Origin of the sequence: Lentzea sp. NPDC060358 (genome assembly GCF_042725365.1) — a bacterium.
Classification (GTDB): Bacteria; Actinomycetota; Actinomycetes; order Mycobacteriales; family Pseudonocardiaceae; genus Lentzea.
The window spans coordinates 17,888-43,942 of the sequence record NZ_JBHXCW010000026.1; the positions used below are offsets into that span (position 1 = coordinate 17,888).

At 71.3% G+C, this 26,055-nt stretch carries 26 protein-coding genes; 11 read left to right on the plus strand and 15 right to left on the minus strand.

Annotated elements, in window-relative coordinates; genetic code table 11:
* The first annotated feature begins 14 nt into the window (after window positions 1-14).
* Both ACFWGZ_RS08400 and ACFWGZ_RS08405 read left to right on the plus strand, forming a co-directional pair.
* Window positions 15-1,136: a M24 family metallopeptidase gene (locus ACFWGZ_RS08400; RefSeq protein ID WP_382450811.1), complete on the plus strand. Its 1,122-nt coding sequence runs from the start codon at window positions 15-17 to the stop codon at window positions 1,134-1,136.
* On the plus strand, window positions 1,133-1,579 hold the full coding sequence (locus ACFWGZ_RS08405) for an Lrp/AsnC family transcriptional regulator (protein ID WP_329793000.1): 447 nt from the start codon (window positions 1,133-1,135) through the stop codon (window positions 1,577-1,579). Before ACFWGZ_RS08400 ends, ACFWGZ_RS08405 begins: the two co-directional genes overlap by 4 nt.
* Window positions 1,580-1,604: 25 nt before the next feature.
* On the opposite strand, the gene ACFWGZ_RS08410 is transcribed toward ACFWGZ_RS08405, so the two are convergent.
* The 9 genes from ACFWGZ_RS08410 to ACFWGZ_RS08450 form a co-directional block, all read right to left on the minus strand.
* A complete protein-coding gene (locus tag ACFWGZ_RS08410; RefSeq protein WP_382450812.1) occupies window positions 1,605-2,222 on the minus strand; it encodes an ABC transporter ATP-binding protein in 618 nt (205 codons plus the stop codon).
* On the minus strand, window positions 2,198-2,773 hold the full coding sequence (locus tag ACFWGZ_RS08415) for an ABC transporter ATP-binding protein (RefSeq protein ID WP_382450813.1): 576 nt from the start codon (window positions 2,771-2,773) through the stop codon (window positions 2,198-2,200). Before ACFWGZ_RS08415 ends, ACFWGZ_RS08410 begins: the two co-directional genes overlap by 25 nt.
* Window positions 2,774-2,793: 20 nt before the next feature.
* Window positions 2,794-5,238 (minus strand): ABC transporter permease, encoded by a 2,445-nt coding sequence (locus ACFWGZ_RS08420; protein ID WP_382450814.1) that lies wholly within the window; start codon window positions 5,236-5,238, stop codon window positions 2,794-2,796.
* Between the two features lie 105 nt (window positions 5,239-5,343).
* On the minus strand, window positions 5,344-6,336 hold the full coding sequence (locus ACFWGZ_RS08425; protein WP_382450815.1) for a proline racemase family protein: 993 nt from the start codon (window positions 6,334-6,336) through the stop codon (window positions 5,344-5,346).
* Window positions 6,333-7,226 (minus strand): dihydrodipicolinate synthase family protein, encoded by an 894-nt coding sequence (locus tag ACFWGZ_RS08430; RefSeq protein ID WP_382450816.1) that lies wholly within the window; start codon window positions 7,224-7,226, stop codon window positions 6,333-6,335. Before ACFWGZ_RS08430 ends, ACFWGZ_RS08425 begins: the two co-directional genes overlap by 4 nt.
* Window positions 7,223-8,413 carry an FAD-dependent oxidoreductase gene (locus ACFWGZ_RS08435; RefSeq protein ID WP_382450817.1) on the minus strand — a complete coding sequence of 397 codons (1,191 nt, stop codon included), beginning with the start codon at window positions 8,411-8,413 and terminating at the stop codon, window positions 7,223-7,225. The genes ACFWGZ_RS08430 and ACFWGZ_RS08435 overlap by 4 nt, the downstream gene beginning before the upstream one ends.
* Entirely contained in the window at window positions 8,410-8,586 is a 177-nt protein-coding gene (locus tag ACFWGZ_RS08440; RefSeq protein WP_382450818.1) for a 2Fe-2S iron-sulfur cluster-binding protein, read from the minus strand. Before ACFWGZ_RS08440 ends, ACFWGZ_RS08435 begins: the two co-directional genes overlap by 4 nt.
* Entirely contained in the window at window positions 8,583-9,668 is a 1,086-nt protein-coding gene (locus ACFWGZ_RS08445) for an NAD(P)/FAD-dependent oxidoreductase (RefSeq protein ID WP_382450844.1), read from the minus strand. The genes ACFWGZ_RS08440 and ACFWGZ_RS08445 overlap by 4 nt, the downstream gene beginning before the upstream one ends.
* Before the next feature lie 27 nt (window positions 9,669-9,695).
* Window positions 9,696-10,241 (minus strand): helix-turn-helix domain-containing protein, encoded by a 546-nt coding sequence (locus ACFWGZ_RS08450; protein WP_382450819.1) that lies wholly within the window; start codon window positions 10,239-10,241, stop codon window positions 9,696-9,698.
* 30 nt (window positions 10,242-10,271) lie between these two features.
* On the opposite strand from ACFWGZ_RS08450, the gene ACFWGZ_RS08455 reads away from it, so the two are divergent.
* Window positions 10,272-10,658, plus strand: coding sequence for a hypothetical protein (locus tag ACFWGZ_RS08455; protein ID WP_382450820.1), 387 nt, complete (start codon window positions 10,272-10,274; stop codon window positions 10,656-10,658).
* Between the two features lie 12 nt (window positions 10,659-10,670).
* Here ACFWGZ_RS08455 and ACFWGZ_RS08460 read toward each other — a convergent pair whose 3' ends face one another.
* Both ACFWGZ_RS08460 and ACFWGZ_RS08465 read right to left on the minus strand, forming a co-directional pair.
* The gene (locus ACFWGZ_RS08460; protein WP_382450821.1) at window positions 10,671-12,050 is read right to left on the minus strand and encodes a tetratricopeptide repeat protein; all 1,380 of its coding nucleotides are present in this window, start codon (window positions 12,048-12,050) and stop codon (window positions 10,671-10,673) included.
* Window positions 12,020-12,916, minus strand: coding sequence for a DUF4231 domain-containing protein (locus ACFWGZ_RS08465; RefSeq protein WP_382450822.1), 897 nt, complete (start codon window positions 12,914-12,916; stop codon window positions 12,020-12,022). Before ACFWGZ_RS08465 ends, ACFWGZ_RS08460 begins: the two co-directional genes overlap by 31 nt.
* A gap of 105 nt (window positions 12,917-13,021) precedes the next feature.
* Between ACFWGZ_RS08465 and ACFWGZ_RS08470 the strand changes: the two genes are divergently transcribed.
* From ACFWGZ_RS08470 to ACFWGZ_RS08480, 3 genes are all read left to right on the plus strand, one after another.
* On the plus strand, window positions 13,022-15,679 hold the full coding sequence (locus ACFWGZ_RS08470) for a hypothetical protein (RefSeq protein WP_382450823.1): 2,658 nt from the start codon (window positions 13,022-13,024) through the stop codon (window positions 15,677-15,679).
* Between the two features lie 12 nt (window positions 15,680-15,691).
* Window positions 15,692-16,348: a hypothetical protein gene (locus tag ACFWGZ_RS08475; RefSeq protein WP_382450824.1), complete on the plus strand. Its 657-nt coding sequence runs from the start codon at window positions 15,692-15,694 to the stop codon at window positions 16,346-16,348.
* A gap of 252 nt (window positions 16,349-16,600) precedes the next feature.
* On the plus strand, window positions 16,601-17,431 hold the full coding sequence (locus ACFWGZ_RS08480) for an oxygenase MpaB family protein (RefSeq protein WP_382450825.1): 831 nt from the start codon (window positions 16,601-16,603) through the stop codon (window positions 17,429-17,431).
* Here ACFWGZ_RS08480 and ACFWGZ_RS08485 read toward each other — a convergent pair.
* On the minus strand, window positions 17,421-18,185 hold the full coding sequence (locus ACFWGZ_RS08485; protein ID WP_382450826.1) for an alpha/beta fold hydrolase: 765 nt from the start codon (window positions 18,183-18,185) through the stop codon (window positions 17,421-17,423). The genes ACFWGZ_RS08480 and ACFWGZ_RS08485 overlap by 11 nt on opposite strands.
* A gap of 96 nt (window positions 18,186-18,281) precedes the next feature.
* On the opposite strand from ACFWGZ_RS08485, the gene ACFWGZ_RS08490 reads away from it, so the two are divergent.
* Window positions 18,282-19,775: a chitinase gene (locus ACFWGZ_RS08490; protein WP_382450827.1), complete on the plus strand. Its 1,494-nt coding sequence runs from the start codon at window positions 18,282-18,284 to the stop codon at window positions 19,773-19,775.
* 39 nt (window positions 19,776-19,814) lie between these two features.
* Here the strand turns inward: ACFWGZ_RS08490 and ACFWGZ_RS08495 are convergent, their stop codons facing one another.
* Entirely contained in the window at window positions 19,815-20,456 is a 642-nt protein-coding gene (locus ACFWGZ_RS08495; protein ID WP_382450828.1) for a transcriptional regulator, read from the minus strand.
* Window positions 20,457-20,526: 70 nt separating this feature from the next.
* Here ACFWGZ_RS08495 and ACFWGZ_RS08500 point away from each other — a divergent pair, with 70 nt between their 5' ends.
* Entirely contained in the window at window positions 20,527-20,853 is a 327-nt protein-coding gene (locus ACFWGZ_RS08500; RefSeq protein WP_382450829.1) for a DUF6204 family protein, read from the plus strand.
* Here the strand turns inward: ACFWGZ_RS08500 and ACFWGZ_RS08505 are convergent.
* Both ACFWGZ_RS08505 and ACFWGZ_RS08510 read right to left on the minus strand, forming a co-directional pair.
* The gene (locus ACFWGZ_RS08505; RefSeq protein WP_382450830.1) at window positions 20,828-22,072 is read right to left on the minus strand and encodes an amidase family protein; all 1,245 of its coding nucleotides are present in this window, start codon (window positions 22,070-22,072) and stop codon (window positions 20,828-20,830) included. The genes ACFWGZ_RS08500 and ACFWGZ_RS08505 overlap by 26 nt on opposite strands.
* A 62-nt stretch (window positions 22,073-22,134) precedes the next feature.
* Window positions 22,135-24,264 (minus strand): RICIN domain-containing protein, encoded by a 2,130-nt coding sequence (locus tag ACFWGZ_RS08510; RefSeq protein WP_382450831.1) that lies wholly within the window; start codon window positions 24,262-24,264, stop codon window positions 22,135-22,137.
* 97 nt (window positions 24,265-24,361) lie between these two features.
* On the opposite strand from ACFWGZ_RS08510, the gene ACFWGZ_RS08515 reads away from it, so the two are divergent.
* The 3 genes from ACFWGZ_RS08515 to ACFWGZ_RS08525 are packed head-to-tail and all read left to right on the plus strand — an operon-like array spanning window position 24,362 to window position 26,054.
* Complete coding sequence (locus tag ACFWGZ_RS08515; RefSeq protein ID WP_382450832.1) at window positions 24,362-24,868, plus strand: helix-turn-helix domain-containing protein; 507 nt, start codon at window positions 24,362-24,364, stop codon at window positions 24,866-24,868.
* Window positions 24,861-25,427, plus strand: coding sequence for an SRPBCC domain-containing protein (locus ACFWGZ_RS08520; protein WP_382450833.1), 567 nt, complete (start codon window positions 24,861-24,863; stop codon window positions 25,425-25,427). The genes ACFWGZ_RS08515 and ACFWGZ_RS08520 overlap by 8 nt, the downstream gene beginning before the upstream one ends.
* 30 nt (window positions 25,428-25,457) lie before the next feature.
* Window positions 25,458-26,054, plus strand: coding sequence for a TIR domain-containing protein (locus ACFWGZ_RS08525; RefSeq protein ID WP_382450834.1), 597 nt, complete (start codon window positions 25,458-25,460; stop codon window positions 26,052-26,054).
* Window position 26,055: the final 1 nt, after the last annotated feature.

The window sequence follows — 26,055 nt, forward strand, 5'->3', positions numbered from 1 at the left end:
CTAGGCTTTCCGGCATGGCAACGATCACCGGGCCCATCGACGTGTCCTCGCTGCGTGCGCGACTCGACCGCGCCTCCGCGGCCGCCGAGCAGGCGGGCGTCGACGCCCTCCTCATCTCGCCCGGGTCGGACCTGCGGTACCTGATCGGTGCCGGCGGCGACTCGTTCGAGCGCCTCACCTGCCTCGCGCTGCCCGTCGGCGGCACACCGACACTCGTGGTGCCGAAGCTGGAGCAGCCCGGCTACGCGGGCATCCCGACCGGAGAACTGGGCGTCGAGGTCGTCACGTGGGTCGACGGCGAGGACCCGTACGCGCTGGTCAAGGCCGTGCTCAAGGGCTCGCGCGTCGCCGTGGCGGACATGATGCCCGCCCTGCACACGCTCAAGCTCGGCGCCGCGGTCGGCGGCCCGCAGTCGCTCGCCGGGCCGATCCTGCGCGAGCTGCGGATGCGCAAGGACGCCGCCGAGATCGACGCGCTGCGCAAGGCCGGTGCCGCGATCGACCGCGTCCACGCGCGCATGGGCGAGTTCCTGCGCGTCGGCCGCACCGAGCGCGAGGTGGCCCGGGACATCGCCGTCGCGATCGTCGAGGAGGGCCACACCGTCGCCGACTTCGTGATCGTGGGCTCCGGCCCGAACGGCGCCTCGCCGCACCACCGCGACTCCGACCGCGTCGTCGAGGCGGGCGACGTCGTGGTCATCGACATCGGCGGCCCGGTCGCCGAGGGCTACAACTCCGACTCCACCCGCACGTACGTGATGGGCGAGCCGGCCTTCGACGACGTGCGGGACACCTACGCCGTGCTGCAGGCGGCCCAGCAGGCCGCGGTCGACGCGGTGCAGCCGGGTGTGACCTGCGAGGAGGTCGACGCCGCCGCCCGTTCGGTGATCGCCGACGCGGGCTTCGGCGAGTACTTCGTCCACCGCACGGGCCACGGCATCGGCCTGGACGTGCACGAGGAGCCCTACATCGTCAGCGGCAACGCCCTGCCCCTCGAACCCGGCATGGCCTTCAGCGTCGAGCCCGGCATCTACCTGCCCGGCCGCTGGGGCGCCCGCATCGAGGACATCGTGGTGGCCACCGCGGACGGCGTGGAGTCCTTCAACAACCGACCTCACGAACTGGTGGTGCTTTGACCCTCGAGCAGATCGACAGAGCGATACTGAAGGAACTCGCCTCGGACGGCCGGTGCAGCTTCACCGACCTGGCCGAACGGGTGGGCCTGTCCGTCTCGGCGGTGCACCAGCGCGTGAAGCGGCTGGAGCAGCGCGGCATCGTGAAGGGCTACGCGGCCCGCCTGGACGGCGCCGAGGTGGGCCTGCCGATGTCCGCGTTCATCTCGCTCTTCCCGATCAACCCGTCCGAGCCGGACGACTACCCGAAGCGCCTGGAGCACCTGCCGGAGATCGAGGCGTGCTACTCGGTCGCGGGCGACGCGTCGTACGTGCTGCGGGTGCGGGTGGCGTCGCCGGTGGCGCTGGAGGAGCTGCTGCAGAAGATCCGGGAGTCGGCGAACGTGTCCACCAGGACGACGGTCGTGCTCTCCACGCCGTACGAGGACCGGCCACCCGCGGTCTGAGCACGAGGGTGCGCTGGACGGCCGTTCAGCGCACCTGCCCGTCGGCCAGCACCAGCACCCGGTCGGCCGCCTCGTGCACCGCGTCGTGGTGCGTGGCGATCAGCACCGCGGCGCCCTGGTCGGCGACCCGCCGCAGCAACCCGACCGCCGCCACGGCGCTGGCGGCGTCCAGGTGGGCCGTCGGCTCGTCGGCGAGCAGGGCCGCTGGCCGGGCGATCACGGCCCTGGCCAGCGCCGCCCGCTGCTGCTGCCCGAACGACACCTGCGCGGGGAACCGCGACCCGAGCGCTCCGATCCCCAGCTCGGCCAGCAGCTCGGCGACGCCGGTCACCGGCTGCCCGGTCAGCCGCAGCGGCAGGGCCACGTTCTCCTCCAGCGTCAGCTCGGACGCGAGGCCCAGCGACTGCGGCAGCACCGCGCACGCCGACCACGACGCCGGTCCGGGCGACACCGACCCGCTGTCCGGGACGTCGAAGCCGCACAGCAGCGACAGCAGGGCGGTCTTGCCGGACCCGGAGGGCCCGCTCAGCGTGACGAGCTCCCCGGCGCCGACGGCCAGGTCGACGCCCCGCAGCACCTCCACGCCGCCGAACGCGCGGTGCACCCCGCAGGCCTGGATCACGACGCGGCCAGCGGAACGCACAGGTCGGCCAGCTCGACCAGGCGCGGGTCGTGCGAGGCGACCACGGCCGGCACGGGCAGCGACGCCAGCGTCTGCAGCACCAGGTCCGCCGACCGCACGTCGAGCTGCGACGTCGGTTCGTCCGCCACCACGACCGAAGCCCCGCGGGCCAGCGCGCACCCGAAGGCGAGCCGCTGCTGCTGCCCGCCGGACAACGCGCCGATCCGCCAGGTCGCCGATCCGCTCAGCCCGAGGGTGTCGAGCAGCGAGTGGTCGCCGGCACCGGCGGCGCGCAGGTTCTCGCCGACCGTCAGGTGCGCGATCAGGTTGTCGGCGGGGTTCTGGAACACGACCGCGATCTCCTTGCGCCGCAACGCCCGCAGCTCCGCCCACGACAGCGAGGACGTCGCCACGTCGCGCACGAACACCTCGCCCGACGTCGGGCGTTCGACGAGCGAGAGCACGCGCAGCAGGGTCGACTTGCCGGAGCCGGACGGGCCGGACAGCACGGTGAGGCCGGGCGCGATGGACAGCGACACGTCCGACACGGCGCACACGGAACCGTAGGACACCCCTACGCCTTTGGCCCGGATCACCTGAGCAGCTCTCCCATCCGCGCGGTGCGGATGCCGCGCAACGCAAGCCACGCGGCCGCGGCCACGACCACCAGACCGCCCAGCACCATCGTGCCCACCAGCGGCGCCGGATCGGGCAGCGACGGCGCCGGGTTCAGCCACGGCGCGGGGTCCAGGCGCGGCACGGCCACCCCGGCGCTCACGAACGACGCCAGCGCGCCCACCAGCAGCGCCAGGGCCGCCAGCGCCCCCACCTCCAGCAGGTGGCTGGACCACAGCACGGACGGGCGCATGCCCATGCGGGTCGACAGCGCGCCGGAGACGGCGTTCTGGCGGCGGCGGACCTCGATCGCCAGCAGCAGCGCCACGGCGGCCACCACGGCCAGCACGACCCCGATCGCCGTCACGAAGCCGAAGGTCCACTCGACGGTCAGGAACGGCAGGCCGTCCAGCACGCGGGCGCGCTCGGCAACGTTGGTGTAGTGGATGCCGGCGGTCTGCAGCGAGGACGTCAGCGTCGACAGGGGCAGCGACGACCACAGGTGCCACGAGCCGACCTGCTCGGCCGCGGGCACCGCGTCGCGGGAGAGCACGTAGCCGCGCGTGCCGAGCTTCGGGAACGACGGCAGCGACGCCACCGGCTTCAGCAGCGGCAGGCCGGGGATCTGGATCTCCTGGTTCGCCGCGCGGCCGATGCGCAGGGCGGGCGCGGTGCCGCCGGTGCGGCGCAGTCCGGACAGGAGCGCGCGGACCTCGGCGGGGTCGTCCAGCACGGCGGCGTCGGTGAACGTCGCCGGGTCCACGACCAGCGCGCCCGTGCTCACCCCGACCAGGGTCGTGGTGCCCCGCAGCCGTTCCGGCAGGGCGACGCGGCCGAGCGCGATGTCCTGCGACACCTGGACGGTGCTGGTGGCGCCGACGAACACGCCCGACTTCGAGTCGAGCGCCGACCGCTGCGCGCCCGCGACCGAGCTGCCCACGGCGATCGTGCCGACCGCCAGCACGCCGACCAGCAGCACACCTGTCACGGGTCCCACGGCCGCCGCGAGCCGGCGCAGGGCCAGCTGGGCGGCCGGGACCCGCCACCACTGCACGCGGTGCGACCACGCCAGCGTCCAGCGCAGCAGCCGGGTCGCGAGCAGTGCGGCGGCGAGCACCACGAGCAGCGGGAACGTCAGCGCGGCCACGTCGATCCGCGGCAGTTCAGCGGCCTTGAGGGTGGTGCCCAGCCCGTGGCGGGACAGGCGCATCCAGGCCAGGACGGCCAGGCCCGCGACCACCAGCTCCCACGGCACCAGCGCGAGCCGCCACGAGCGCGCACGGCGCTGGAACGTCCGGTGCGTCCGCCACGCCGCGACGAGCACGGTCACCGCCAGCGACGCGGCCACCACGGCCAGCACGACTCCGAATGACACCCAGAGCGCTCCCGGCGCCAGGGCGGTTCCCGGTGCGTAGAGCGGGAGCAGGAGGCGCGCGGCGAGCAGGCCGAGCAGCCCGCCGGCGATCAGCGGGAGGCCCAGCTCCAGCACGCCGCGCAGGCCGAGTGCCAGCGGACCCGCCCCGCGCACCCACAGCAGCCGCAGCTCGGAGTGCCGCCGCTGCGCCCACTGCACGGTGACCGTGCCGACGCCCGCGAGCCCGACCAGCACGCTGATGAGCACCAGCGGCAGCAGGGCGGACGAGACGTTGCGCTCGGAGGTCCTGGCGGCGGTGATGGCGCCGGACACCAGGTCCGTGCGCGTCAGCGGCAGCCCGAGCGACGCCACGAGCGCGTTGCCCCTGTCCCGCAGGGCTTCGGCGTCGGCGAGCGTCGCGGGCGGCGCGGTGGGGAAGCGCAGCGACACCGAGGCGCCCGACGAGAACTCCGGCGGCAGCGCACCGAGGTCCGAGGGCTGGTGCACCCAGATCACCGACGTGCTGTCGCCGTCGCCGCCCAGCGGGTTCGGCACGGCGGTCTTCACCTCGGAGCACCACCAGTCCGGGACGGGGTGCGCGAGGTCGGCGTAGATGGCGCTCACGGTCAGCGGTGACCCGGTCAGCCGGTCGCCCACGCGCACCTTCGCCGCGGTGGCGATGGTCTGCGGCACCCACAGGCCGGTGCCGCCGCCCTGGACGGCGGTCAGGTGCGCCGTGGCGTCCGGGCGGTAGCCGAACCGGCCGTAGGTCGCGAGGCCGTTGAAGTCGGGGCGGCCGATCCGCGTGTAGACGGCGCCCAGGTCACCCTTCGCCGCCATCGGCACGGCGTCGGCCAACGGCAGGCCCTCGCCGTCGAGGGACGGGTGCACGGACTGCGTGCACATGCGGCTTTCCTGGTACGCGAGAGCGGCGCTGCCCGCGGAGGAGGAGTGCAGCACGGCCGCGGCCACGACGAAGCCCAGCAGCAGCGTCGTCGCGATGCTCACCACCAGGGTGAGCGGGCTGGACAACGCCGCCCCGGGCGCGGCTCTCCACGGCAACTGCACCAGCGCACGCTAACCGCCGCGCTGCCGTTCCGGGAGGTTTTCGGAGGTAACGGAAACGCACCACGCCGAACCCGGCCGACGAACGGATCCGCCCGCCTGCGGCCCCTACAGGACGAACCCCTCCGGGAACGGGTCGGTCGCGTCGAGCAGGTACTGGCCCATGCCGGTGATCCAGGCACGCCCCGCCACGGTCGGCACCACCGCCGTGCGGTCGTCCAGCGGCACCTCCTCGAGCAGCCGGCCGATGAACCGGGTGCCGATGAACGACTCGTTCACGAAGTCCGCGCCGATGGCCAGCTCGCCGCGGGCGTGCAGCTGGGCCATCCGCGCGCAGGTGCCCGTGCCGCAGGGGGAGCGGTCGAACCAGCCGGGGTGGATCGCCATCGCGTTGCGCGACTGGGCGCCGTCCTGGCCGGGTGCGGTGAACTGGACGTGCTTGCACCCGCCGATCGCCGCGTCCACCGGGTGCACGGGCCGGTTCACCTCGTTGATCCGGTCCATGATGGACAGTCCGGCGGCGAGGATCCGGTCCTTCTCCGCGCGGTCGAAGGGGATGCCGAGCTGCTCCAGCGGCAGGATCGCGTAGAAGTTGCCGCCGTAGGCCATGTCGTAGCGGACCTCGCCGAGCCCCGGCACGTCGACGACCGCGTCCAGCTCGTGCGCGTACGCCGGCACGTTGCGGATCGTCACGAGCTTCGTGCGGGTGTCGTAGTCGGCGAGGACCAGCCCGGCCGGGGTGTCGAGCCGCACGGTCGTGACGGGTTCGGTGACCTCGACCATGCCGGTCTCCACCAGCACCGTCGCGACGCCCATCGTGCCGTGGCCGCACATCGGCAGCAGGCCGGAGACCTCGATGAACAGTACGCCCCAGTCGGCGTCCCGGCGGGTGGAGGGCTGCAAGATCGCGCCGCTCATCGCCGCGTGCCCGCGCGGCTCGTTGACGAGGAACTTCCTGATGTGGTCGTGGTTCTCGATGAAGTTGAGCCGCTTCTCGGCCATGGTCTCGCCGGGGATCACCCCGACGCCGCCGGTGATCACGCGGGTCGGCATGCCCTCGGTGTGCGAGTCGACGGCGCTGTAGTACTTGGCGAACCTCACGACGTCGCCAGCTTCATGTCGGCGTCGACCTGGGCGAGCTGCTCGGCGCTCAGCGGGCCGCGCGGGGGACGGCACGGGCCGCCGTAGCGGCCGACGAAGTCCATGGACCGCTTGATGGCCTGCACGAACTCGGTGCGCGAGTCCCAGCGGAACGCGGGCACGAGCTTCTCGTACAGGGCGCGCGCCTTCTCCAGCTCGCCGTTGAGGGCCAGGGTGAACAGCTCGACGCTCTCGGCGGGGAACACGTTGGGGTAGCCCGCGAACCAGCCCGTCGCGCCCATCAGCAGGCTTTCCAGCACGACGTCGTCCGCGCCCGCCACGACGGTGAGGTGCGGGGCGGCCGCGCGGATCTCCAGCACGCGCCGCACGTCGCCCGAGAACTCCTTCACCGCCACCACGTTCTCGATCTGGCCGAGCTCGGCGAGCAGGTCCGGCGTGAGGTCGACCTTGGTATCGATCGGGTTGTTGTAGACCATGATCGGCAGCCCGGCCTTTGCGACCTCGCGGAAGTGGTGCACGACCTCGCCGCGGTTGGCCCGGTACATCGTGGGCGGCAGGCACAGCACGCCGTCCGCGCCGTCCTCGGCGGCGGCCTCGGCCCAGTGGCGGGCCTGGTGCGCGCCGACGCCGTGCACGCCGATGACCGCGATGCCCTTGCCCTTCACCGCGGCGATCGCCGTCCGGGCGACCTCGCGGCGTTCGGCGTCGGTGAGCGAGGAGTACTCGCCCAGCGACCCGTTCGGGCCGACGCCGCGGCAGCCGTTCTCGACGACCCACCGGCAGTGCTCGGCGAACTTGTCGAGGTCCGGGCGCAGTCCCGCCGGCGCCTTCGGGTCTTCGGCGTAGGGGAGCGCGGTGGCGACGATGACGCCGTCGAGGCGTTCGGTCATGACTTCTCCTCCGGGAGGTCGGCGAGTTCGCCGAGGGGGATCGGGACCGCGATGACGCGGCGCTGGTCGTCGAACGGGACGCCGGTCAGCTCGCTGGCGTTGCGGCCGCAGATGCGGCCCTGGCACCGGCCCAGCGCGACCCGGCTGGAGAGCTTCAGCTCGCGCAGGGTGGTGGCGTCGGTGAGGTCCTCGAGCGCGACCTTCTCGCAGCGGCACACCGTGGTGCGGGGTTCCAGCCACGTCTTCCAGCCCGGCCGCACCTCGTGGGCGCGGCCCAGCGCGGCGGCGAACAACCGGCCCCGGCGCACGGCTTCGAGCGCCTCGCGCGGCGGTTCCCGGTGCGCCGCGGCGGCTCCGGCGACGACGCCCTCGGCCTCCGCGAGGTCCGCGCCGCCGATGCCGGTGACCTCGCCGGCCGCGTAGACGCCGGCGACCGACGTCTGCTGGTGCTCGTCGACGTCGAGGAAGTCGTCGGTGCGCAGTGCTTCCGGCACGAGGTCGGTGCGCGGGAGGAAGCCGTAGCCGACGCACACCAGGTCGGCGTGCACGGTGCGGCGGCTGACCGGTCGCCACTCGTCGTCGAGCTTCGCGACCGTGACGCGGTCGCCCTGCTTGGCGATCACGGCGGTCCGGGTCTCCAGGTGGCGCAACACCTTCCGGTAGCGCGCGAGCTCGCCGATCTTGTGGCGGTTGGCGGCGACCGCCTTCGCCTCGCGCAGCCACCTGGTCGGCGAGGACGCCTCGTAGACGCCGACGAGCGTGGCGCCGAGGTCCTGCAACGCGGTGGCGACGGGCAGCAGGAACGGGCCGGTGCCGGTGACGACGACGCGTTCGGCGAGGGTGACGCCCTGCTTGGCGAGGGCCTGGGCGGCTCCCGCGGTGATCACGCCGGGGCCGTCCCAGCCGGGGAAGGGCAGCGGCCGGTCGTAGGCGCCGGTGGCGACGACCAGCGAGTCGAAGCGCAGCTGCCGCGGTCCGCGCAGGTGCAGCGTGGTCCCCTCGACCAGCCAGGCCTCGGTGTTCTTCAGGTGGGTCACGCCGGGGTGCGCGAACCTCGCCCGGCCGCGCAGGTACTGGCCGCCCGCCTCGGGCTCGGAGTCGACCAGCACGACCTCGGCGCCCGCGTCGGCGGCGGTCCTGGCGGCGGCCATCCCGGCCGGTCCCGCGCCCACCACGACGACCCTCATGGCGTCGTCCTGATGTCGTCGCCGTCGCGCAGCGGGTGGCGGCACGCGCGGACCTCGGGCACGCCGTTGATCTCCGCGACGCAGCCGAAGCACACGCCGATGCCGCAGAAGAACCTGCCGGGCAGCAGCTCCGCGACGTGGGCGGCCTCGCGCGGCTCGCCGTTGAACGTCACCTGCACACCATCACCTCCGGACGGTCGACCCGGAACGGGTGGGGATCGACGAGCGGGGTCTCGCCGGTGAACAGCTGGGCGAGCAGGCGGCCGGTCGCCGGCGCCAGGCCCACGCCCGCGCCCTCGTGACCGGTCGCGTGCCAGAGGCCGGGGGTGCGCGGGTCCTCGCCGATGATCGGCAGGTGGTCCGGCGCGTACGGGCGGAAACCGCCGTACGCGCGCATGACGGGCACCGCCGCGAGCATCGGGAAGAGCGCGATGGCCCGCCGTGCCAGCGCTTTCAGCACCTCGGACTCGATCGCGTCGTCGAAGCCCTTGCGCTGCCGGCTCGACCCGATCAGCACCGTGCCGGCCTGCGTCGACTCGACCACGCCGGACGTCTGCAGGTCGGCGTCGCCGCTCGCGACCGCGCCGACGTAGTCCGCGTCGTAGACCTTGTGCCGGATCCGGCCGGGGATCGGGGTGGTGACCAGCACGACGCCGCGGCGGGGCAGCACGTTGACGCCGAAGCCGCCCGCCCACGGACCGGCGGCGTTGACGACGGCGCCGCAGCTGATCACGCCGTCGGCCGTCGTGACGCTGCGGCCGTCCGCCGCGGACACCTCGGCGCGGCGGACCTCGATGCCGCGCAGCAGGGCGCGGGTGGCCTTGACCGGGTTGAGCTGCGCGTCCTGGGGGTAGCGGACGGCGGCGGAGACGCCGGGGCTGAGGTGCTGCTCGCAGGCCAGCGCGTCCTCGGCGGTGATCTCGCACGCGTCGACGCCCGCGGCCCGCTGGCCCGCGGCGAACGCGCGCAGCGGTGCGGCGGCCTCGGGAGTCGTGGCGACGACCAGCCCGCCCTTCTCCTCCCACTCGGCGTCCCCGGCCAGGTCCGGCCACAGCGCACGGCTCGCTCGCGCGAGTTCGAGCTCCGGGCCCGGCCCCTTGTCGCTGACCAGCACGTTGCCCTCGCCGGCCGCGCTGGTGCCCGACGCGGGGCCCCGGCGGTCGACGACGAGCACGCGCAGCCCGCGCGCCTGGAGCGCCTGGGCGCACGCGGCCCCGATGATGCCCGCGCCCACGACCACGACGTCCGGCTGCATCGTCACCTCCGTTCAATAGAATGAACGTTAGTGCTTCGGATACTCCAGCACCAGTACCGAGCTGACCTCATCGCCGACCGTCTCGTAGAGGTGGGGGCGCGATCCGGGGAAGCACACGTAGTCGCCGGGCCCGAGCTCGTACGGTTTGTCCGGCGGCCCGACCCGCAGCCGGCCGCTCGTGACCAGCACGTGCTCCCTGCCGGGATGACCTTCGGTGGTCTGCGTGGCGCCGGGCCGCACCCGCTGGTCGTAGATCTCCAGCACGGTGTCGCCGATGTCCATCCGCCGCATGAGCCGCAGGTCGACGGCGTTGCTGGAGAGCACCTCGACGTCCGCCGACCGCACCAGCACGACGTCCGGCGGCGTCCGCTCGGTCACGAGCTCGGACACCGGCACGTCCAAAGCGTTCGACAAACTGAACACCGTCTCGATGGTCGGGTTGCCCGACCCGCTCTCCAGCTGGGACAGCGTGCCCTTGGCGATGGACGACCGCCGCGCGAGCTCCGACAGGGACAACCCGCGCTGCTCCCGGAACGCCCTGATGTTGGCGCCGAGCACCTGACCCGCACTCATAGCCACTGATCGTTGCATAGGCTTGCGCCCATGACTGCGTACACGGAGGTGGAGGGGCAGACCCTCCGCACGGCCGTTTTCGGTGCCATGGTGCTGGTGTCCACAGCGGACCCCGGCGCCGTCGACGAGGAGAGCCACGCCGGCATCAGGGCCATGACCCTGCTCTCGGACGACCTGCGCGCCGTCATCGACGCCGCACCGCCCACCCTGCCGAAGGGCTCCGCGACCGACGTGGAGGAGGGCGTCCTCGCGGCACTGCGCTCCTCGGTGGACATCATCACCGCCCGCGAGCCGCGCGACGTGCCGATCTTCCGCGCCGCGGTGACGGAGATGTGCCGGTCGGTGGCCGGGGCGGACGGCGAGGTGGCGGTGGCGGAGCGGACGATGGTGACGAGGGTGGTCGAGGCGCTGGGCTGACGGGCGCCAGACCTAGAGGTACGTCTTGTACTCGTCGAGCATCGCCTGCAGCGTGTCGGTGATCGACGAGTTCAGCCATGCCACGGCGACAGTGTCCTGCAGCGGTCCTACCGCTACTTCCGCTGTACCGGCTCTTTCCGACTCCGGAAGTTGTTCCAGGCCGGTGCGCAGCGCATGCAGCGCCGCGTCGACCTCCCCGCGGAACGCCGAGGTCTCCGCGCGGTCGAGCCACGCCCACGGGGCATGCTTGTCCTCGGTCTGCCATGTCGCGAGCGTGTGGAGTTTGCGAAAGCTGTGCAGCGCTTTCGTCTGTTCTTCCTGGCCGTCCGCCAGCAGGACGTCGAGCCGGGCGAGGTTGGCGAGCGAATAGAGGTCGTCGTCCTTGATGTCACCCGCCTTGCGGTAACACTCCCTCGCCTTGACCAGTTCGGCCCGGTCACCGGACTCACGTGCGATCCTGCGGTGCGCGCCGCCCAGACTCGAGTACGCGTCCGCGTCCGCCGGGTTGAGTCTGACCGCCTCGCTCAGGGCGTTCACCGCAGCGGTGTAGTCGCCCTTGCGGCTCTGGGCGACGCCGAGCGCACGCCACCACTCGGCGAAGTCGTGCTGCAACCGCGTGGCCCGGTCGAGGTGGTGGATGGCCTCGTCGAACTGCCGCTTGGCGAGCAGTGTCCTGCCGAGTTCTCCGTGTGCGTCGGCCCGGGCCTCGTTGATCGTGAGCAGATATCGCAGTTTGGCGATGCGGTCATCTCCCTCAGCGCTCATCGCCTCCCTGAAGAGGTCGTCACCGCGAGCGTGCTCCAACCGTGAGATCTCCTGCCGCAGTTTCTCCCTCTCTGCCCGGGAGAACACCACGAGGTCGCGCCCCAGGCGCACGGGGTTGTCGACGTAGTCGGGGTCGTCGAGGCCGTTCACAATCATGCTGACTATCAGCTCTTTGGCTGACCGCAGCTCCTTCGGGCCCTTCCCGTACTGCGCGAAGCGGTAGGTGTCCGCGTTGAAGCGCAGGTCTGTCGGATGCTGACAGGTCAAGATGGTGACGTTGTCGCGCAACGCCCACCTCGCTCCGAGCTCCAGGTAGACGTTGGCGTTGGCGCCGGTGAGATCCGCTATGTAGACATGGGCGTTCAGCGCCTCGCCGTACATGGAGTGGTGGATGGAACCGGACATCTGCCTGTCCTTCTCGATCTGCATCTCCACCCGACGTCCGAGCCGTTGCTCGAGCATCACCTTGACGTCTCCGTACAGATCGTCCTTGATCTCCTGGGTGTCGGTCCAGTGCGCGTGCTTGCCGACCATCGCTCCCGGCATGGCCACGAAGACCCGCAGTGGTTCGGACTTCTCCACGAAGCTCTCCAGAGTCAGGCCGCGCTCGGGCGTGACGCCATCCACGCGGTGTGTTCGTTGCTGATGACGGCCTCGGTCTCGGCAACCGCAGCAGGCCACTCGTCCTCGGTGACGTACGGGAGCCGCTGGTAGATGTCCGCGAGCTCTCCAGCCGCGGTCGCGTACGCGACGCGAAGGTTCTCGTACTGCCGCAGACCGATCCACGCTGCACCGGCTGCGACCGCCGCCGCCATCACACCGGACATGTCGACGTCCCACGTTCCGAGCAGACGGAGAACCGCGAACACGATCGCCACGAGTTCACCGAGGATCAGCAGAACGCGGAACACGTTCGCGCGCGTCTCGTTCATCGCTGCTTTGCCGCGGTACCAGCCCAACTGCTGCTGTACGCGATGTTCGCGGTAGACGGTCTTCCGGTCGGCGAACGGCTTGGTCCGGAGTTCGGCCAGGGCCTGGTCACCCAGATCGTTCGTCGTGGTGAGCAAGACCGTCTTGCGGTGCTCCTTCACTGCGTCGGCGATCGCGAGGTCGAGGTCCTTGCGGGGGTCTTGGCCGGTACCGGAGAACGGGTCGCCCCCCACCGCGTAGCGCCAGGCCAAGGACTTGACGCGTTCTGCCACGGTCCGGCCGGCGTTCCACTTCAGCTCCGGATGCATCACCCACAGCAAGAGCTCGCCGAACAAGGCGATCAGGAACCCACCGAGGGCGACCCAGGCCCAGATGTCGACGTTGCCGCCACCGATCTTCCACTTGAACGCACCGCCCACGGCTGCGCCCACTGCGCCGATCAACCGCACCCGGCTGAACAGCATCGTGCGGCGCTGTCCACGTCCGGCCACCTCCTCCGCGTCGTGGTAGAAGCCCGGCAGGTGCTTTTCGTCCATCCGGATGTCTCTCCCCTCTTCCGACAACGGTGATCGTGCGCTACCAAACGTGTGTTACCACGGTGCCGCTCCCCAGGCGGCCCGTTCTGGGGCTACGAGCTGGTGTTCACCCGTACAGCGGAGGGGTGCCGTATGGCGGATGCGCGGACTTACGCCGCGTTCATCTCGTACAGTCACGCGACGGACCACGAGCTCGGTCCGTCGTTGCAGGAGGGCATCGAGAAGTTCGCGAAGCCGTGGTACCGGGCGCGGGCGCGGCGGGTGTTCCTCGACAACTCCGTTCTGGCCGCCGAGTCCGATCTCACCGGCGCGATCCTCGACGGCCTGGGCAGGGCCGAGCACTTCCTGCTGCTCGCCTCACCCGCGTCCGCGCGGTCGCGGTGGGTCGCGAAAGAAGTGGCGTGGTGGCTGGAGAACCGCGACCGCCGCAGCCTTTTCGTGGTGCTCACCGACGGCGAGGCGGTGTGGGACAACGGGGTTCTCGACACCGCCCGCACCACGGCGTTGCCGGAGGCGTTGCACGGCATCCCCGAACCGCGGTGCGTGGACCTGCGCGGCCTGCGCGACGTCGAGCTGGACGCGCGCAACCCGCAGTGGGAGTCGGTGCTGGCCGACGTCGTGGCACCGCTCGACGGAGTCGAGAAGCCCGAGCTGATCGGGCACCACATCCGCGAACGCCGCCGCACCAGGCGGACCGTCACCGTGACGATCTCCGTGCTGGTGGTGCTGCTCGTCGCCTCGGTGATCTTCGCGGTGCGTTCGGGCCAGCAGAGCGATCGGGCTCAGCAGCAGACGCTCGTCGCCACGTCGCGTCAGCTCGTCGCCCAGGCCACGGCCATCCGCGACTCGCGGCCGGGCATCGCGCGCCAACTGCTCGCGCAGGCGTACCGGATGTCACCGACCGCCGAGGTGCTGGGCGCACTGGTGGAGAGCCCGTCCATCCCGCGGGTCGTGCCGACGGGCGAGAACGTCGGGGCGCTGAGCGCCGCAGCCAGCGGCGAGGTGGTCGCAGCGATCCGGGAGAAGGAGATCGTGGTCTACGACGGCACCACCGAGCGGAAGTCGATCCCGCTGGGAGTGCCGGGTTTCGACGTGGCGCTCCACCCGGACGGCAAGCACGTCGTCGTCAGCACCGACGACACCGTCCAGGTGATCGACATCGCCGACCCCGCCCGGCGGTACGTGCGGCAGGGTGGTGCCGGCTCGCTCGCCTTCGCGCGGGACAAGCCGGTCCTCGTCGCGGACAGGGTGCTCCTAGACCTCGCGGAGCCGCTGGCGCCCAGGGAGATCGGCGTGCTGTCGGCGACGGGCACCGGCCCGGTGGCGATCAGCGCGGACGGGACGACCGTCGCGCTGAGCCGGGCGGGCGACGTCGTCGAGCTGTGGGACGTTTCCGCGGTCCCGATTCGCCGCCGCACGTTCGCGACTCGGTCGGAGCAGGTACTCGGCCTGCGGTTCGCCTCGCGAGGCTCGGTGCTCGCGGTCACCGCCGGTGAGGCCGTGCAGCTGTGGAACACGGCGACCGGCGAGCTCTACAGCGTCCTCACCGGCGCGGACCAGCGCGTCCGGTCGCTCGCGTTCTCGCCGGACGGCACGATGCTGGCGGTCGGCGACGTCGTCGGCAGGATCAGCCTCTGGGACATCGCGGACGCGGTCCGGCCGAGGGCGACCCCGGCGCTGACCGGTCACATCGGCGCCGTGGCCGCGCTCGCGTTCCGGGCGGACTCCCGGGTGCTCGTGTCCGCGAGCCGGGACGGGGCGCCGGACCAGCCGGTCCTGAGGTTCTGGAACGTGCTCGCGGCGGCGCGGTCCTCGGCGCTCTCGGTGCTGCCCGTGGGCGGCAACGAGTTGGCGTTCGGTGCCCATCGGCAGCTCGCGACGGGCTGGCCGACCGTGGTGTACGACCTGGTGGACCCCGCGAACCCGCGCACCGTCCGCACGCTGCGCACCTTCAACGTCGTCCGGCAGCCCGTCGCGTTCAGCCCCGACGGCGCCAGGCTGGCGATGGGGCTGCCCATCGTGCTCGTCGACCCCGGCACGGATGCCACACCGGCCGTCAAACAGGTCGATCGCGCCGAGCGTGTGGTGTTCAGCCCGGATGGCCGGCTGGTCGGCGTGACGTCGGCCGGCGACGGCGCCACTCTGTGGGAGCGCCGGGGCGACGAGGCCGAACGCACTGCCGTGCTGCCCGGAACCGGGTTCGCGCGCAACGGCATCGCGTTCAGCCCAGACAGCCGCCGGGTGGTCGCAGCCGGCCCGACCGGGGAGTCGGTGTTGCTCTGGGACGTCGGCGACCCCCGTCGGCCGCAGCAGGTCCTCGCGATCGACACGAAGGACGACCCGGTCGACGCCGTGCTGTTCGGTCCCGGCGACGACGTGGTGGTCGCCGGAACGAAGAGCGGTGCGATCGCTGTGTGGCGGGTGGACGGCACCCCTGTCGCGAGAGTCGGCGCGCACCTCGGCAGCGTCCAGCACCTGGTGTTGCACCCGGACGGCCACACGCTCGCCAGTGCCGACACGTCGGGCGAGGTGACGATCTGGGAGTTCGCTGACCCGGCACGGCCGCTCGGTGTCACCCTGCTGAGCTCCGGCCGGCTCTACGACGCGGCGGCGATCGCGTTCTCCCCGGACGGCGCGCTGCTCGGCGCGGCGGACGGCACCCGCACCACCGTGTGGAGCATCGACTCGCCGAGGTTGCTGGCGAAGCTCTGCGCGGACTCGCCCGCCATCCCGGAAACCGTGTGGCGGCAGTACCTCCCCGACGTTCCCTACGACCCGCCATGTGCGTGAAGGGAAACTCCCGTGAGACGTCTTCTTCCGCTCCTGCTGCTGTTGCTGGCGGCCTGCGGTGAGCCCTCCGTCGGCCCGAAGATCACCGAGGTGTCCGAGCCAGACGGCGTGGGCACCCTCACGAGCACGCCCACGTCCCGCAGCCTGCCCCCGCTGGGCGACGCGCCAGACGACCTGCGGCAGGTGGACTGGTCGCGGGTAACGCTCCCGGCGGAGTTCTGCGGTGTCGAGGAGCTCGTGCGGTTCTCGGGCGGGGAGGCGAAGGCCACGTCGAAGAAGTGGGGTGAGGTCGCCCTGTGGCTGAACACAGAGAACTACGTGCGCTACGGCGACATCGACGCCGATGGACGCGACGAGGCTGCGCTCGACGTCGGTTGCGACAACGGCGGTGGCACGTCGTCGAGCGAGCTCGCGTTCGGGTTCGTGGTCGTGCGGTCGGCGGTTGGGAAGCTCGAACTGGTGGGGGAGATCGCTGCCACGATCGAACGCGACGGCCTGGTGCACGTGCCGGTGCTGGCCGATCCCCGGTTTGAGAAGGGCGTGATCACCGTCAAGGAGGCCTGGTACCGGCCGAGTGACGCGAACTGCTGCCCGTCCGGCGCCTCGCTCACGAAGTGGTGGCTGCGCGACGGGAGGCTCGAAGCCGATCAGGCCGTGCAGGTCTCCTGAGACCGTTGGAGTGCCGGCTCATCGACGACACCGGGGTCGGGTCGGCATCAGCGACATGCCGGGCGGCTGCGTCGTGCCGCAGCTCCGCCGACAGCACGTCTGACGTGCTCCTGGCGCACCTCTACGCGCGGCGCGCCGTCACCTGCTGCTGCGCCCGCGCGGGACCCGCGCCGGAGGACGACGGGGCGTTCACCGCACCGGGCCGCCGGCTCCCGTTACCCGGCATCGGCCTCCGGCGCGCATGATGGAGTGATGCTGGAGGCACTGCGACGTCAGCTCAGCGAGGGTCTGTTCACCCGGGTCATCGGCCCCGATCGGGCCAGGCACGCGCGCCGGATCCACGAGACGCCCGGCGAGCGACTGTTCGCCGACGACCGGCCGATCCGGCACGTCCACGCCGACCACGCCATGTTCATCGGCGGTCTGCGGGCGTTGCTGCTGCAGTCGTTGCACCCGCTCGCGATGGCGGCGGTCGCCCAGCACTCCGACTACCGCACGGACCCGTGGGGCCGGTTGCAGCGCACGAGCCTGTTCGTCGGCACCACCACCTACGGCACGGCCGAGCACGCGCACCAGGCGATCGAACGGCTGGCGCGCGTCCACGAGCACATCCACGGCGCCGCGCCCGACGGCCGCCGGTACCGCGCCTCGGACCCGCACCTGCTGGCCTGGGTGCACGTGGCCGAGGTCGACAGCTTCCTGCGCTGCCACCAGCGCTACGGCGAGCAGCCGCTCGACGACTACGACGGGTACGTGGCCGACATGGCCGTGGTCGCCGAGGCGATGGGCATCCCGGACCCGCCGCGCACGACGGCGGAGCTCGAAGCGCGGCTGAACTCCTACCGGCCGGAGCTGCGCGGCACGCCCGAGGCCCGCGAGGCGGCACGGTTCCTGCTGCTCAAGGCGCCTCTGCCGCTGGTCGCGCGCGGGCCGTACGCGGTGCTGAGCGCCACCGCCGTCGCTTCGCTGCCGGTGTGGGCGCGGATGCCGCTGCGGCTGCCGTACCTGCCGGTGGCGGAGGCCACCGGCGTGCGGTTCGCGGGCCACGCGCTGATGCGCGGCCTTCGGTGGGTCACGAGCTGAGGAAGTCCGCCACCAGGGGAGTCGCCACGGCGCGGAACTCCTCGAAGTAGCCGTGCCGGGCGCCCTCGATGAGGTGCATGCGCGCGCCGGGGATCCGTTCGGTGATGAGCGGGGCGTTGGCCGTGGGGTTGAAGATGTCGTCCGTGCCGTGCACGACCAGAGTCGGTGCGGTGATCGACGGCAGCACGTCCCACGCGTCGTGCTCGCCGCTCGCGAACAGGTGGCGCTTGCGCGCGTGGGGCGGCATGTCCGGATCGCCGAGCGTGTTGAACGGCCCCTTGTACGCCGGTGTGTACATCAGCGCTTCGAGCGCCCTGCGGGCCTTCATCGGGTCGACTTGCGCCAGCGACTTGCGCACCTCCGCGCTGCGTTCGACGGCGTGCGGGCCGCCGGGGGAGGTGCAGCCCAGCACGAGCCGGTCGAGGCGCTCGGGGTGCGCGGCCGCGATCCACTGCGCGATCCGCCCGCCCATCGACGTGCCGTAGACGTGGGCCTGCGCGATGCCGGCGTCGTCGAGGATCGCGACGCAGTCCGACGCGAACAGCCGCGTGCTGTAGGGGACGTCCGGCTTGTCGCTGGAACCGGTTCCGCGGTGGTCGGTGACGATCGTGGTGAACGACCGCGAGAACTCGGGCCGGACCTGTGACCACCAGCGGGAGGGGTTCGACTGGCCCGCGATCAGCAGCAGCGGCGGGCCGGAACCCTCGATCGAGTAGAAGAGGCGGGTTCCGTCGGCGGCACGGGCGTGGGGCACGGCCGCCCAGTCTAGAACCTTGACTAACGGGTAGATGGTCTAGTCCAATTCGGGGTAGGACCCCCTGCCGGCCGCCAAGCGTGGGATGGAGCAGCCATGCTGTTGTTCGCTCGAATATCCGCGGTGGCCGCACTGGTGCTCGGCACCGTGATCGTCGGCCTCGCCCCTGCCAGCGCCGCCGGAGTCACGGCGACGTTCGCCAAGCAGTCCTGGGACACCGGGTACACCGCGACGGTCACGATCAAGAACGAGACCAGCGCGGCCATCGGCTCGTGGAAGCTCGAGTTCGACTACCCGGCGTCGACCTCCGTCGGCGCCTACTGGGACTCGCTGCTCACCAAGAGCGGCAACCACAACACGTTCGCCAACCGCGAGTACAACGGCTCGATCGCGCCGGGTGCCAGCGTGTCGTTCGGCTTCAACGCCTCCGGCACCGCCGACCCGGCGAACTGCCGGATCAACGGCGCGGCCTGCACCGGTGGGGGCACCTCACCGACGACGACCACGACGACCACCACTACGACGACGACCACGACGACAACGACCACCACGACGACCGGCCCGCCTCCCACGGGTTCGTTGCCGCGCAAGGTCCTCGTCGGCTACCTGCACGCGAGCTTCGCCAACGGCTCCGGCTACATCCGCATGAAGGACGTGCCGGACGAGTGGGACGTCATCAACCTGTCGTTCGCCGAGCCCACCAGCGCCACGTCCGGTGACCTGCGGTTCGCCCAGTGCCCGGTCGCGGAGTGCCCGAACGTCGAGTCGGAGGCCGAGTTCATCGCCGGCATCCGGGCCCAGCAGCAGAAGGGCAAGAAGGTCAACATCTCCATCGGCGGCCAGAACGGCCAAGTCCGGCTGGAGACCACGGCGGCGCGCGACGCGTTCGTGCGCTCGGTGTCGTCGATCATCGACAGGTACGGCCTGAACGGCCTCGACGTCGACTTCGAGGGCCACTCGCTGTCGTTGAACGCCGAGGACGTCGACTTCAAGAACCCGACCACGCCCGTGGTTGTGAACCTGATCTCGGCGCTGCGGTCGCTGAAGGCGAAGTACGGCGCGGGCTTCGTGCTGACGATGGCGCCGGAGACGTTCTTCGTGCAGGTCGGCTACCAGTTCTACGGCGGTGCCGGCGGCGGTGACTCGCGCACCGGCGCGTACCTGCCGGTGATCGAGGCGATGCGCAACGACCTGACGCTGCTGCACGTGCAGGACTACAACTCCGGACCCGTGATGGGCCTGGACAACCAGTACCACACCATGGGCGGCGCGGACTTCCACGTGGCGATGACCGACATGCTGCTCGCCGGGTTCCCGGTGCGCGGCGACGCCTCGAAGTTCTTCGCACCGCTCAAGCAGGAACAGGTCGCGATCGGCCTGCCCGCCGCGATGTACGCGGGCAACGGGTTCACGTCGGTCGCGGACGTCCAGACCGCGCTGGACTGCCTGACGAAGGGCTCGCGCTGCGGCAGCTACAAGCCGAAGGGCGTGTACCCGAACCTGCGCGGTCTCATGACGTGGTCGATCAACTGGGACAAGTACAACAACTACGAGTTCTCCAAGGCGCACAGGGCTTATCTGCCCCGATAGCGGTCGCGGGGGCGGCTCGCCGGGCCGCCCCCGCACCCGTCACGCCAGCGTGGACCAGAACTCCAGCTCGTAGGCCTGCAGCAGGCGGCCGTAGCGCCACGCGTGCTTCGGCTGCCAGCCGCGGTCCAGCGCCGCCTGCACCGCCGCGAGCGCCTGCTCCTCCAGCTGCGGCGCGGGGGTGGCGAAGAAGTCGACGAACCCGCACGCCTCGTCGCCGAACCCGTAGTGCTCGCGCAGCCCCTTGGCCATCCGCGCGCAGTAGCCGCCCCACGCGGTGAAGTTCGCCAGGATCGCGAGGATCACGTCCGTGGACTCGCCGTTGAGGGCCATCCACGCCTGGTAGGCGGGGTAGGACTGGCAGCCGGGGAACGGCTCGTGGTCCTGGAAGTCCTTCGCGGACATGCCGGCGGCCTCGGCCAGCGGCTGCAGCATCGGCAGCACGAGCTCCTCGCCGCCCGCCAGCAGCGTGAAGAACGCACGCGCGTTCGGCTCCTCCGCCTTCGCCGCGAGCGCGAGGAACGTCCGCCAGTCCGACGACACGATGTGGTGCTCCTCGGCCGCGAACGTGGCGATCACCCCGCGCGGCGCCTCGCCCGTCTCGATCAGCTTGACCACGAGGTTGTCGTGCTCGCCGGGGTGCAGCTCGGCCCGGATCCGCGCGACCAGCTCTTGTGCGTTCATGGGGCGCGATTCTTCCGCACGGGGGAAATCGCTCGCCAGGTCGGCGTGCGGTCGGGGACCATCTCCGCTCGTGGCTGAACACACCTACCGAGTACTCGTCCGCGGCCGCTTCGCCGACCTGACCGCCGAGCAGCGCGCGGCGCTGACCGACCGCCTCGCCGGGTTCGACTTCCTGCGCGACGCCGGGTTCAGCGAGGAGGGAGCGCTGACCTACGACGAGAAGCTCGACTTCTTCAGCTACCGGGTGGTCCTGACCGCGGCCGAGAAGCCGGACGAGGCCGGGTTGCGGCGCGCGTCCACCGCGCTCGACGCGCTCGGCGTCGACTTCAAGGGCCTCAAGGCCAAGGTGACCGACATGGACGAGATGAAGATCAACCGGCCGAAGCGGCTGGGCTGAGCACGACCTCCAGGACCTCCGCCGCGTCCAGGGCCAGGTCCTCCCGGAACATCCGGGAGATCACCTGGACGCCGGTCGGCAGGCCGGCGCGCAACCCCGTCGGCACCGCGACCGCCGGCACGCCGACGAAGCTGCTCGCCTCGCACAGCCGCAGCGCCTCGAAGTACCGGGCGAGCTCGCCGGGACCGCGGCGCTCCTCGTCCGGTTCGAACGACGCAACGGCCGACACCGGCCCGACGACGACCGGGTGGCGGTCGAGCACCCGCGCCCACTCCCGCTGGATGGCCAGCCGCGTGCTGGTCAGCTCGAGGAACCCGGCCAGGTCCAGCGGGGGACGCACCTCCAGCAGCAGGCGGGCGTAGTGCGCGACCTCCTCGCCCGCGAACGCGGCGAACCGCTCGTAGCCGAGCGAGATCGGCGTGGCGGCCATCCGCGTGGCCAGCTCCTCCGCCTCCCGCACCCTGGGCAGGGTCACCGGTTCGACCTCGTACCCGGCGTCCGCCAGCCGCCGCGCCGCCGCCTCGACCACCGGGTCACCCGGCACGAACCCGGCGATCCTCGGCACCGGAGCGCCCCGCGCGGGCACCGGGACCACGCGGGGGTCGGCCGGATCGGGGCCGCACAGCACGTCGTGCACCATCCGCAGGTCGGCGACGGTGCGGGCGATCGGGCCCTCGACCGTCATGACCTGGGTGGGGAACGAGGGATCGGGCTGCCCGTAGGTCGCGCCCTGCGGATAGCGGCCGTGGCCGGGCTTCAGCGCGCAGACGCCGTTGAGGAACGCCGGCAACCGCAGCGACCCGCCGCCGTCGTTGCCGATCCCGAAGCGCACCATGCCCGTCGCCACCGCGACCGCGTCACCGCCGGAGCTCCCGCCCGGTGACTTCGCCGCGTCCCACGGGTTGACGGTGTCCCCGGCCAGTTCGCTGCGGGTGTGCATGCCGCGGGCGTTCAAGGTCGGCATGTTCGCGTGCCCGATCGGCGTGGCCCCGGCGGCGCGCAGCCGGGCGACGACCGGTGCGTCGGACGCCTTCACGTTGCCGGTCAACGACTTCAGGCCGTGCGTCGTGGCGGCGCCCGCGACGTCGATGTTGGCCTTGACGGAGAACACGACGCCGGCGAGCGGGCCGCTGACCTCGTCCGGGACGTCGAACACGGTGGTCAGGGCGTTGTAGGTCGGGTTCAAGGCGGCGATGAGCCGCAACTGCTCGGTGAACATCCCCATGCTCCAGTCTAGGAGACCGGAGCACGGGGACGCAGTGGTTTTACCTCAGTGCGTCATCACGGGTAATTGGCGAGGTAGGCCTCGGTCGACCCGTTGGTCACCCGCCCGCCCGAGTTGTTGATGATGCGCTCGATGGTTCCCTTGCCGCCCAACGAGATCGTCACCATGCTGTGGAACTTGACGCCCGGTGTGTTGGGCACCTCGAACGCCCGGTCGGCGACCACGGCGGGGTTGGCGTTGGCGAAGATGTAGCTGCCCAGCCCCCACGCCTCGTGCGTCGTGACGTTGTTGGAGACCTTGTACGCCGCGTAGCCGCGCGTCGAGCCGTTCATCCACGCCGCCTGGTTGGGCGCCTCGTACGGCATCTCGTTCTGGTAGAAGTACGTCCGGCCGCCCTGGCCGTTCCAGATGGTCTGGTACTTCTGGTAGTGCTCGACGAAAAGCCCGTACATCGTCACGTTGTTGCCGTTCACGACCAGGCCGGTGTCCGCGGTGTTGACGTCCCAGCCCACGCCGTAGGAGTGGTCGCCGCGCCAGAGCCAGAGGTGGTCGCCGATCACGTTGTGGCTGTTGACCACCAGCGAGGTCGTGGCCCGCCCGACGGCCGATCCGCCGATGCGCACGTACACGTCGTGCAGCGACGTCGGGTTGGCGGAGTGGCCGGCGTTGCTGCCCGGCGCGCCGACCTGGATCAGCAACGACGAGTTGGCCGGGGCCGCGTCGACCAGCAGGCCGGCGATCTTCACGCCGTCCACGTCGGCCACGTCGAGCGCCAGGTTCCCGTTGGTGGGCATGACGGTCGCGAGACCGAGGCCCATCACGACGGTGTCCGGGCGGGTGACGCGGATCGGCTCGCTCACCTGGTGGATGCCCGGCGTGAGCAGCAGGTGCTTGCCCGCCGCGAGCTGCGCGTTCATCGTCGCCGCACTGGTGCCCGGCTTCGCGATGTAGAACTGCGACAGCGGGATGTTCGTGCCCTGCTGCGCGCCCGACGCCCACGTGGTGCCGCTGGAGTTCGAGCGCAGCGCCGGGACGAAGACGTTGTAGTTGCCGCCGCCGTCGACGTTGAGGAACGGCTTCTCCCGCACCACGGGCGTCTGCGCGACGGTCGTGTACGGCGGCTCCGGGAACGTGTTCTGCGGGGCGTTGCGGGCTCCGACGAACACCATGTTCCAGTTCTCACCGGTCCACGAGCCCCACTCGGTGTTGCGCGAGAGCCACTGCTGCTGCGACCCCGAACGCACCTGGCCCGTCACCACGGAGTCGGCCAGGAAACCGCCGCTCGACCAGCCGTTGTCGTCCAGTTGCATGTTGCCGTAGGTCTTCGTGCGACGCATCGCCGAAGCCTGCGAGACCGCCCACGTGTTGGTGCCGCTCGGCGGCCGGATCGCGAGGTTCTCCGCGCCGCGCCAGAAGTTGTGCGTCGCGTTGCCCTGGAACCAGTCGGCCTCGACGTGCACCTGGCCGTTGATCGTGACGCCGTCCGGCAGCATGCCCAGGCCGAGCACCTGGGTGAAGAAGCCGATGTTGACGTCGACGTTGTAGTTGCCCGGCTTGAACATGATCGCGTAGCGGCGGGCGTCGTACTGGCCCTGCTCCTGCTGCCGGAACACGTCGTTCAGCCGCGCCTGGATGGTGGCGGCGGGCATCGACGGGTCGAAGACCAGCACGTTCGGGCCGAAGTCCGGCTGGCCGGGGTTCTGCGTGGCCGTGCTCAGCTTGAACGACTGCGCGGCGGTCCCGTTGCAGGTGTACTGGACCAGCTGCACGTCGTTGGTGGTCGCGGCGGGCACGTCGAGGCACTTGCCGCTGTGCCTGCTCACGAACCGGTAGGTGTCGGTGCCCACCTGCTCGGGGCGCCACTGCTGGTTGTTCGCGGTGAAGGACTGCCACAGGTGGATCGCCGCGTTGTCCTCGGCGGACACGTTCGACACGTCCCACACCGAGCCCTCGCCGACGGTGTAGTAGCCGTCGCTCGTGGCCGTGAACTTCCAGGTCTGACCGGAGCATCCTTGTTGGCGGAGCTGCGCGCCGTTGGCCGATCCCAGCGACTCCACGCACTTGCCGCTGCCGACGTTCGTCACTTGATAAGCGGTTCCGGGCACGACGTCGGCCTGCGCCGCGACCGTCCACACGGGAACGATCGCCGCTGCTGCCAACGCTGCCACCAGCAGGGGGGTTCTCACGGGTCACAGGGTGGGGGCGGCGTGTCGCAACCGTCAACGAACTTACCTGTTCCCGGTCGCGTTCCGGTATTGACAAATCATTTTGTCAAATGGAACCGTGCTGCGCGTGGAGCTGTCCCCGTTGCGCCGGTCGCTGCTCGAGCTGCTGAACTCGCCCGCCTCGGCGACCCAGCTCGCGGCCGCCCTCGACCTGCCCCGGCAGCGGGTGAACTACCACGTCAGGGCCCTGGAGCAGGCCGGGCTCGTCGAGCTGGTCGAGGAACGTCAGCGGCGCGGCTGCGTCGAGCGGGTCCTGCGCGCCCGGCCGGGTCGCGAGGTCGACGCGGGCGTGCAGGACCAGTTCGCGGCGACGCACCTGGTGTCGGTGGCCGCGGGCACCGCGCGGGAGGTCGAGCGCATGGCCGGTGCCGCCGCCGACGCGGGAAAGCGCTTGCTCACCTTCACCGTGGAGACGACGGTCCGCTTCGGCGCACCCGGTGACGTCCACGAGTTCACCAGCGACCTGGCCGAAGCGGTGCGGCAGATCGCGTTGAAGCACGACACCGAGTCCGGCCGCCCGTACCGGGTGGTCGCCATGGGTCATCCGGGAGTCGCAGATGAGTGACGAGGGCGTGCGGGTCGAGATCACCGTGGCCGCGCCGGTCGACGAGGTGTGGCGGTCGTTCCGCGACCGGGAGCGGCTGCGGCACTGGCACGGCTGGGACATCCCGGAGCTCGACGCCGAGATCGAGCAGATCTACTTCGAGAACGCCGAGGAGGACGGCACGACGCTCGTCGTCCACGGCCACGACACGTTCGCCCTCACACCCGTGCCCGAGGGCACGCGCGTGGTGCTGACGCGTGCGCCCAAGGGCACCTCGCCCGAGTGGGACGACTACTACGACGACATCACCGAGGGCTGGATCACCTTCCTGCACCAGCTGAAGTTCGCGCACGAGTTCCACCCCGGCGAGCGGCGCCGGACGCTGTTCTGGCCCGCCGAGGTCGACCTGGGGGTGGACGGTCCGCAGTTCTTCTCGTCGGAGAACCAGCGTGGCGTCGTGGTGGCGGAGTGGGGGCCGGGGCTGCTGGTCGTCAGTCGCGGCAAGATGACCGTGGTGACGACGTACGGGTTCTCGGACGCGGAGCTGGAGGCGTTGCGCCAGAAGGGTGACGCCTCGTAATGGCGCCGTCGATGATCACGATGTGAGGGCGTGGGCTACGAGTACGACGTCTTCCTGAGCTACACCCGCCGCGGAGGCGGTGACGTGTGGGTTCGGGAGCACTTCCACCGTGCCCTGAAGGAGTGGCTCGGCAACGAGATGGCCGACGAGCCCCGGATCTTCGTGGACTGGAGCCAGAAGACCGGGGTCTCGTGGCCCGACAACCTCGAACGGGCGCTGCTGCGGTCGAAGGTGATGATCGCGGTGCTGTCCCCGCCGTACTTCCGGTCCGAGTGGTGCCTCGCCGAGTGGGAGAGCATGCTCGATCGCCACCGCACCCTCGGCTACACCACCCTCGATCACCCGCAGGGTCTGGTTCTGCCCGTCTCCTACGCCGACGGCCTGCACTACCCGCCGGAAGCCCAGGCGGTGCAGCAGCACAACTTCAAGGCGTGGAACAAGCCACTGCCCTACGAGACGTACAGCCGTTCGACGGAGTACGAGCACTTCTACGCCGCGGTGCAAAAGCTCGCGGCCGAGGTGGCGGAGCGGATCGACGACGTGCCGCCGTGGGATCCGACGTGGAAGGTGGTGCGGCCGGCCCCGAATCCGGCCTCGGTGCCGCCCGGTCCGTTGCCGAGGCTGTGAG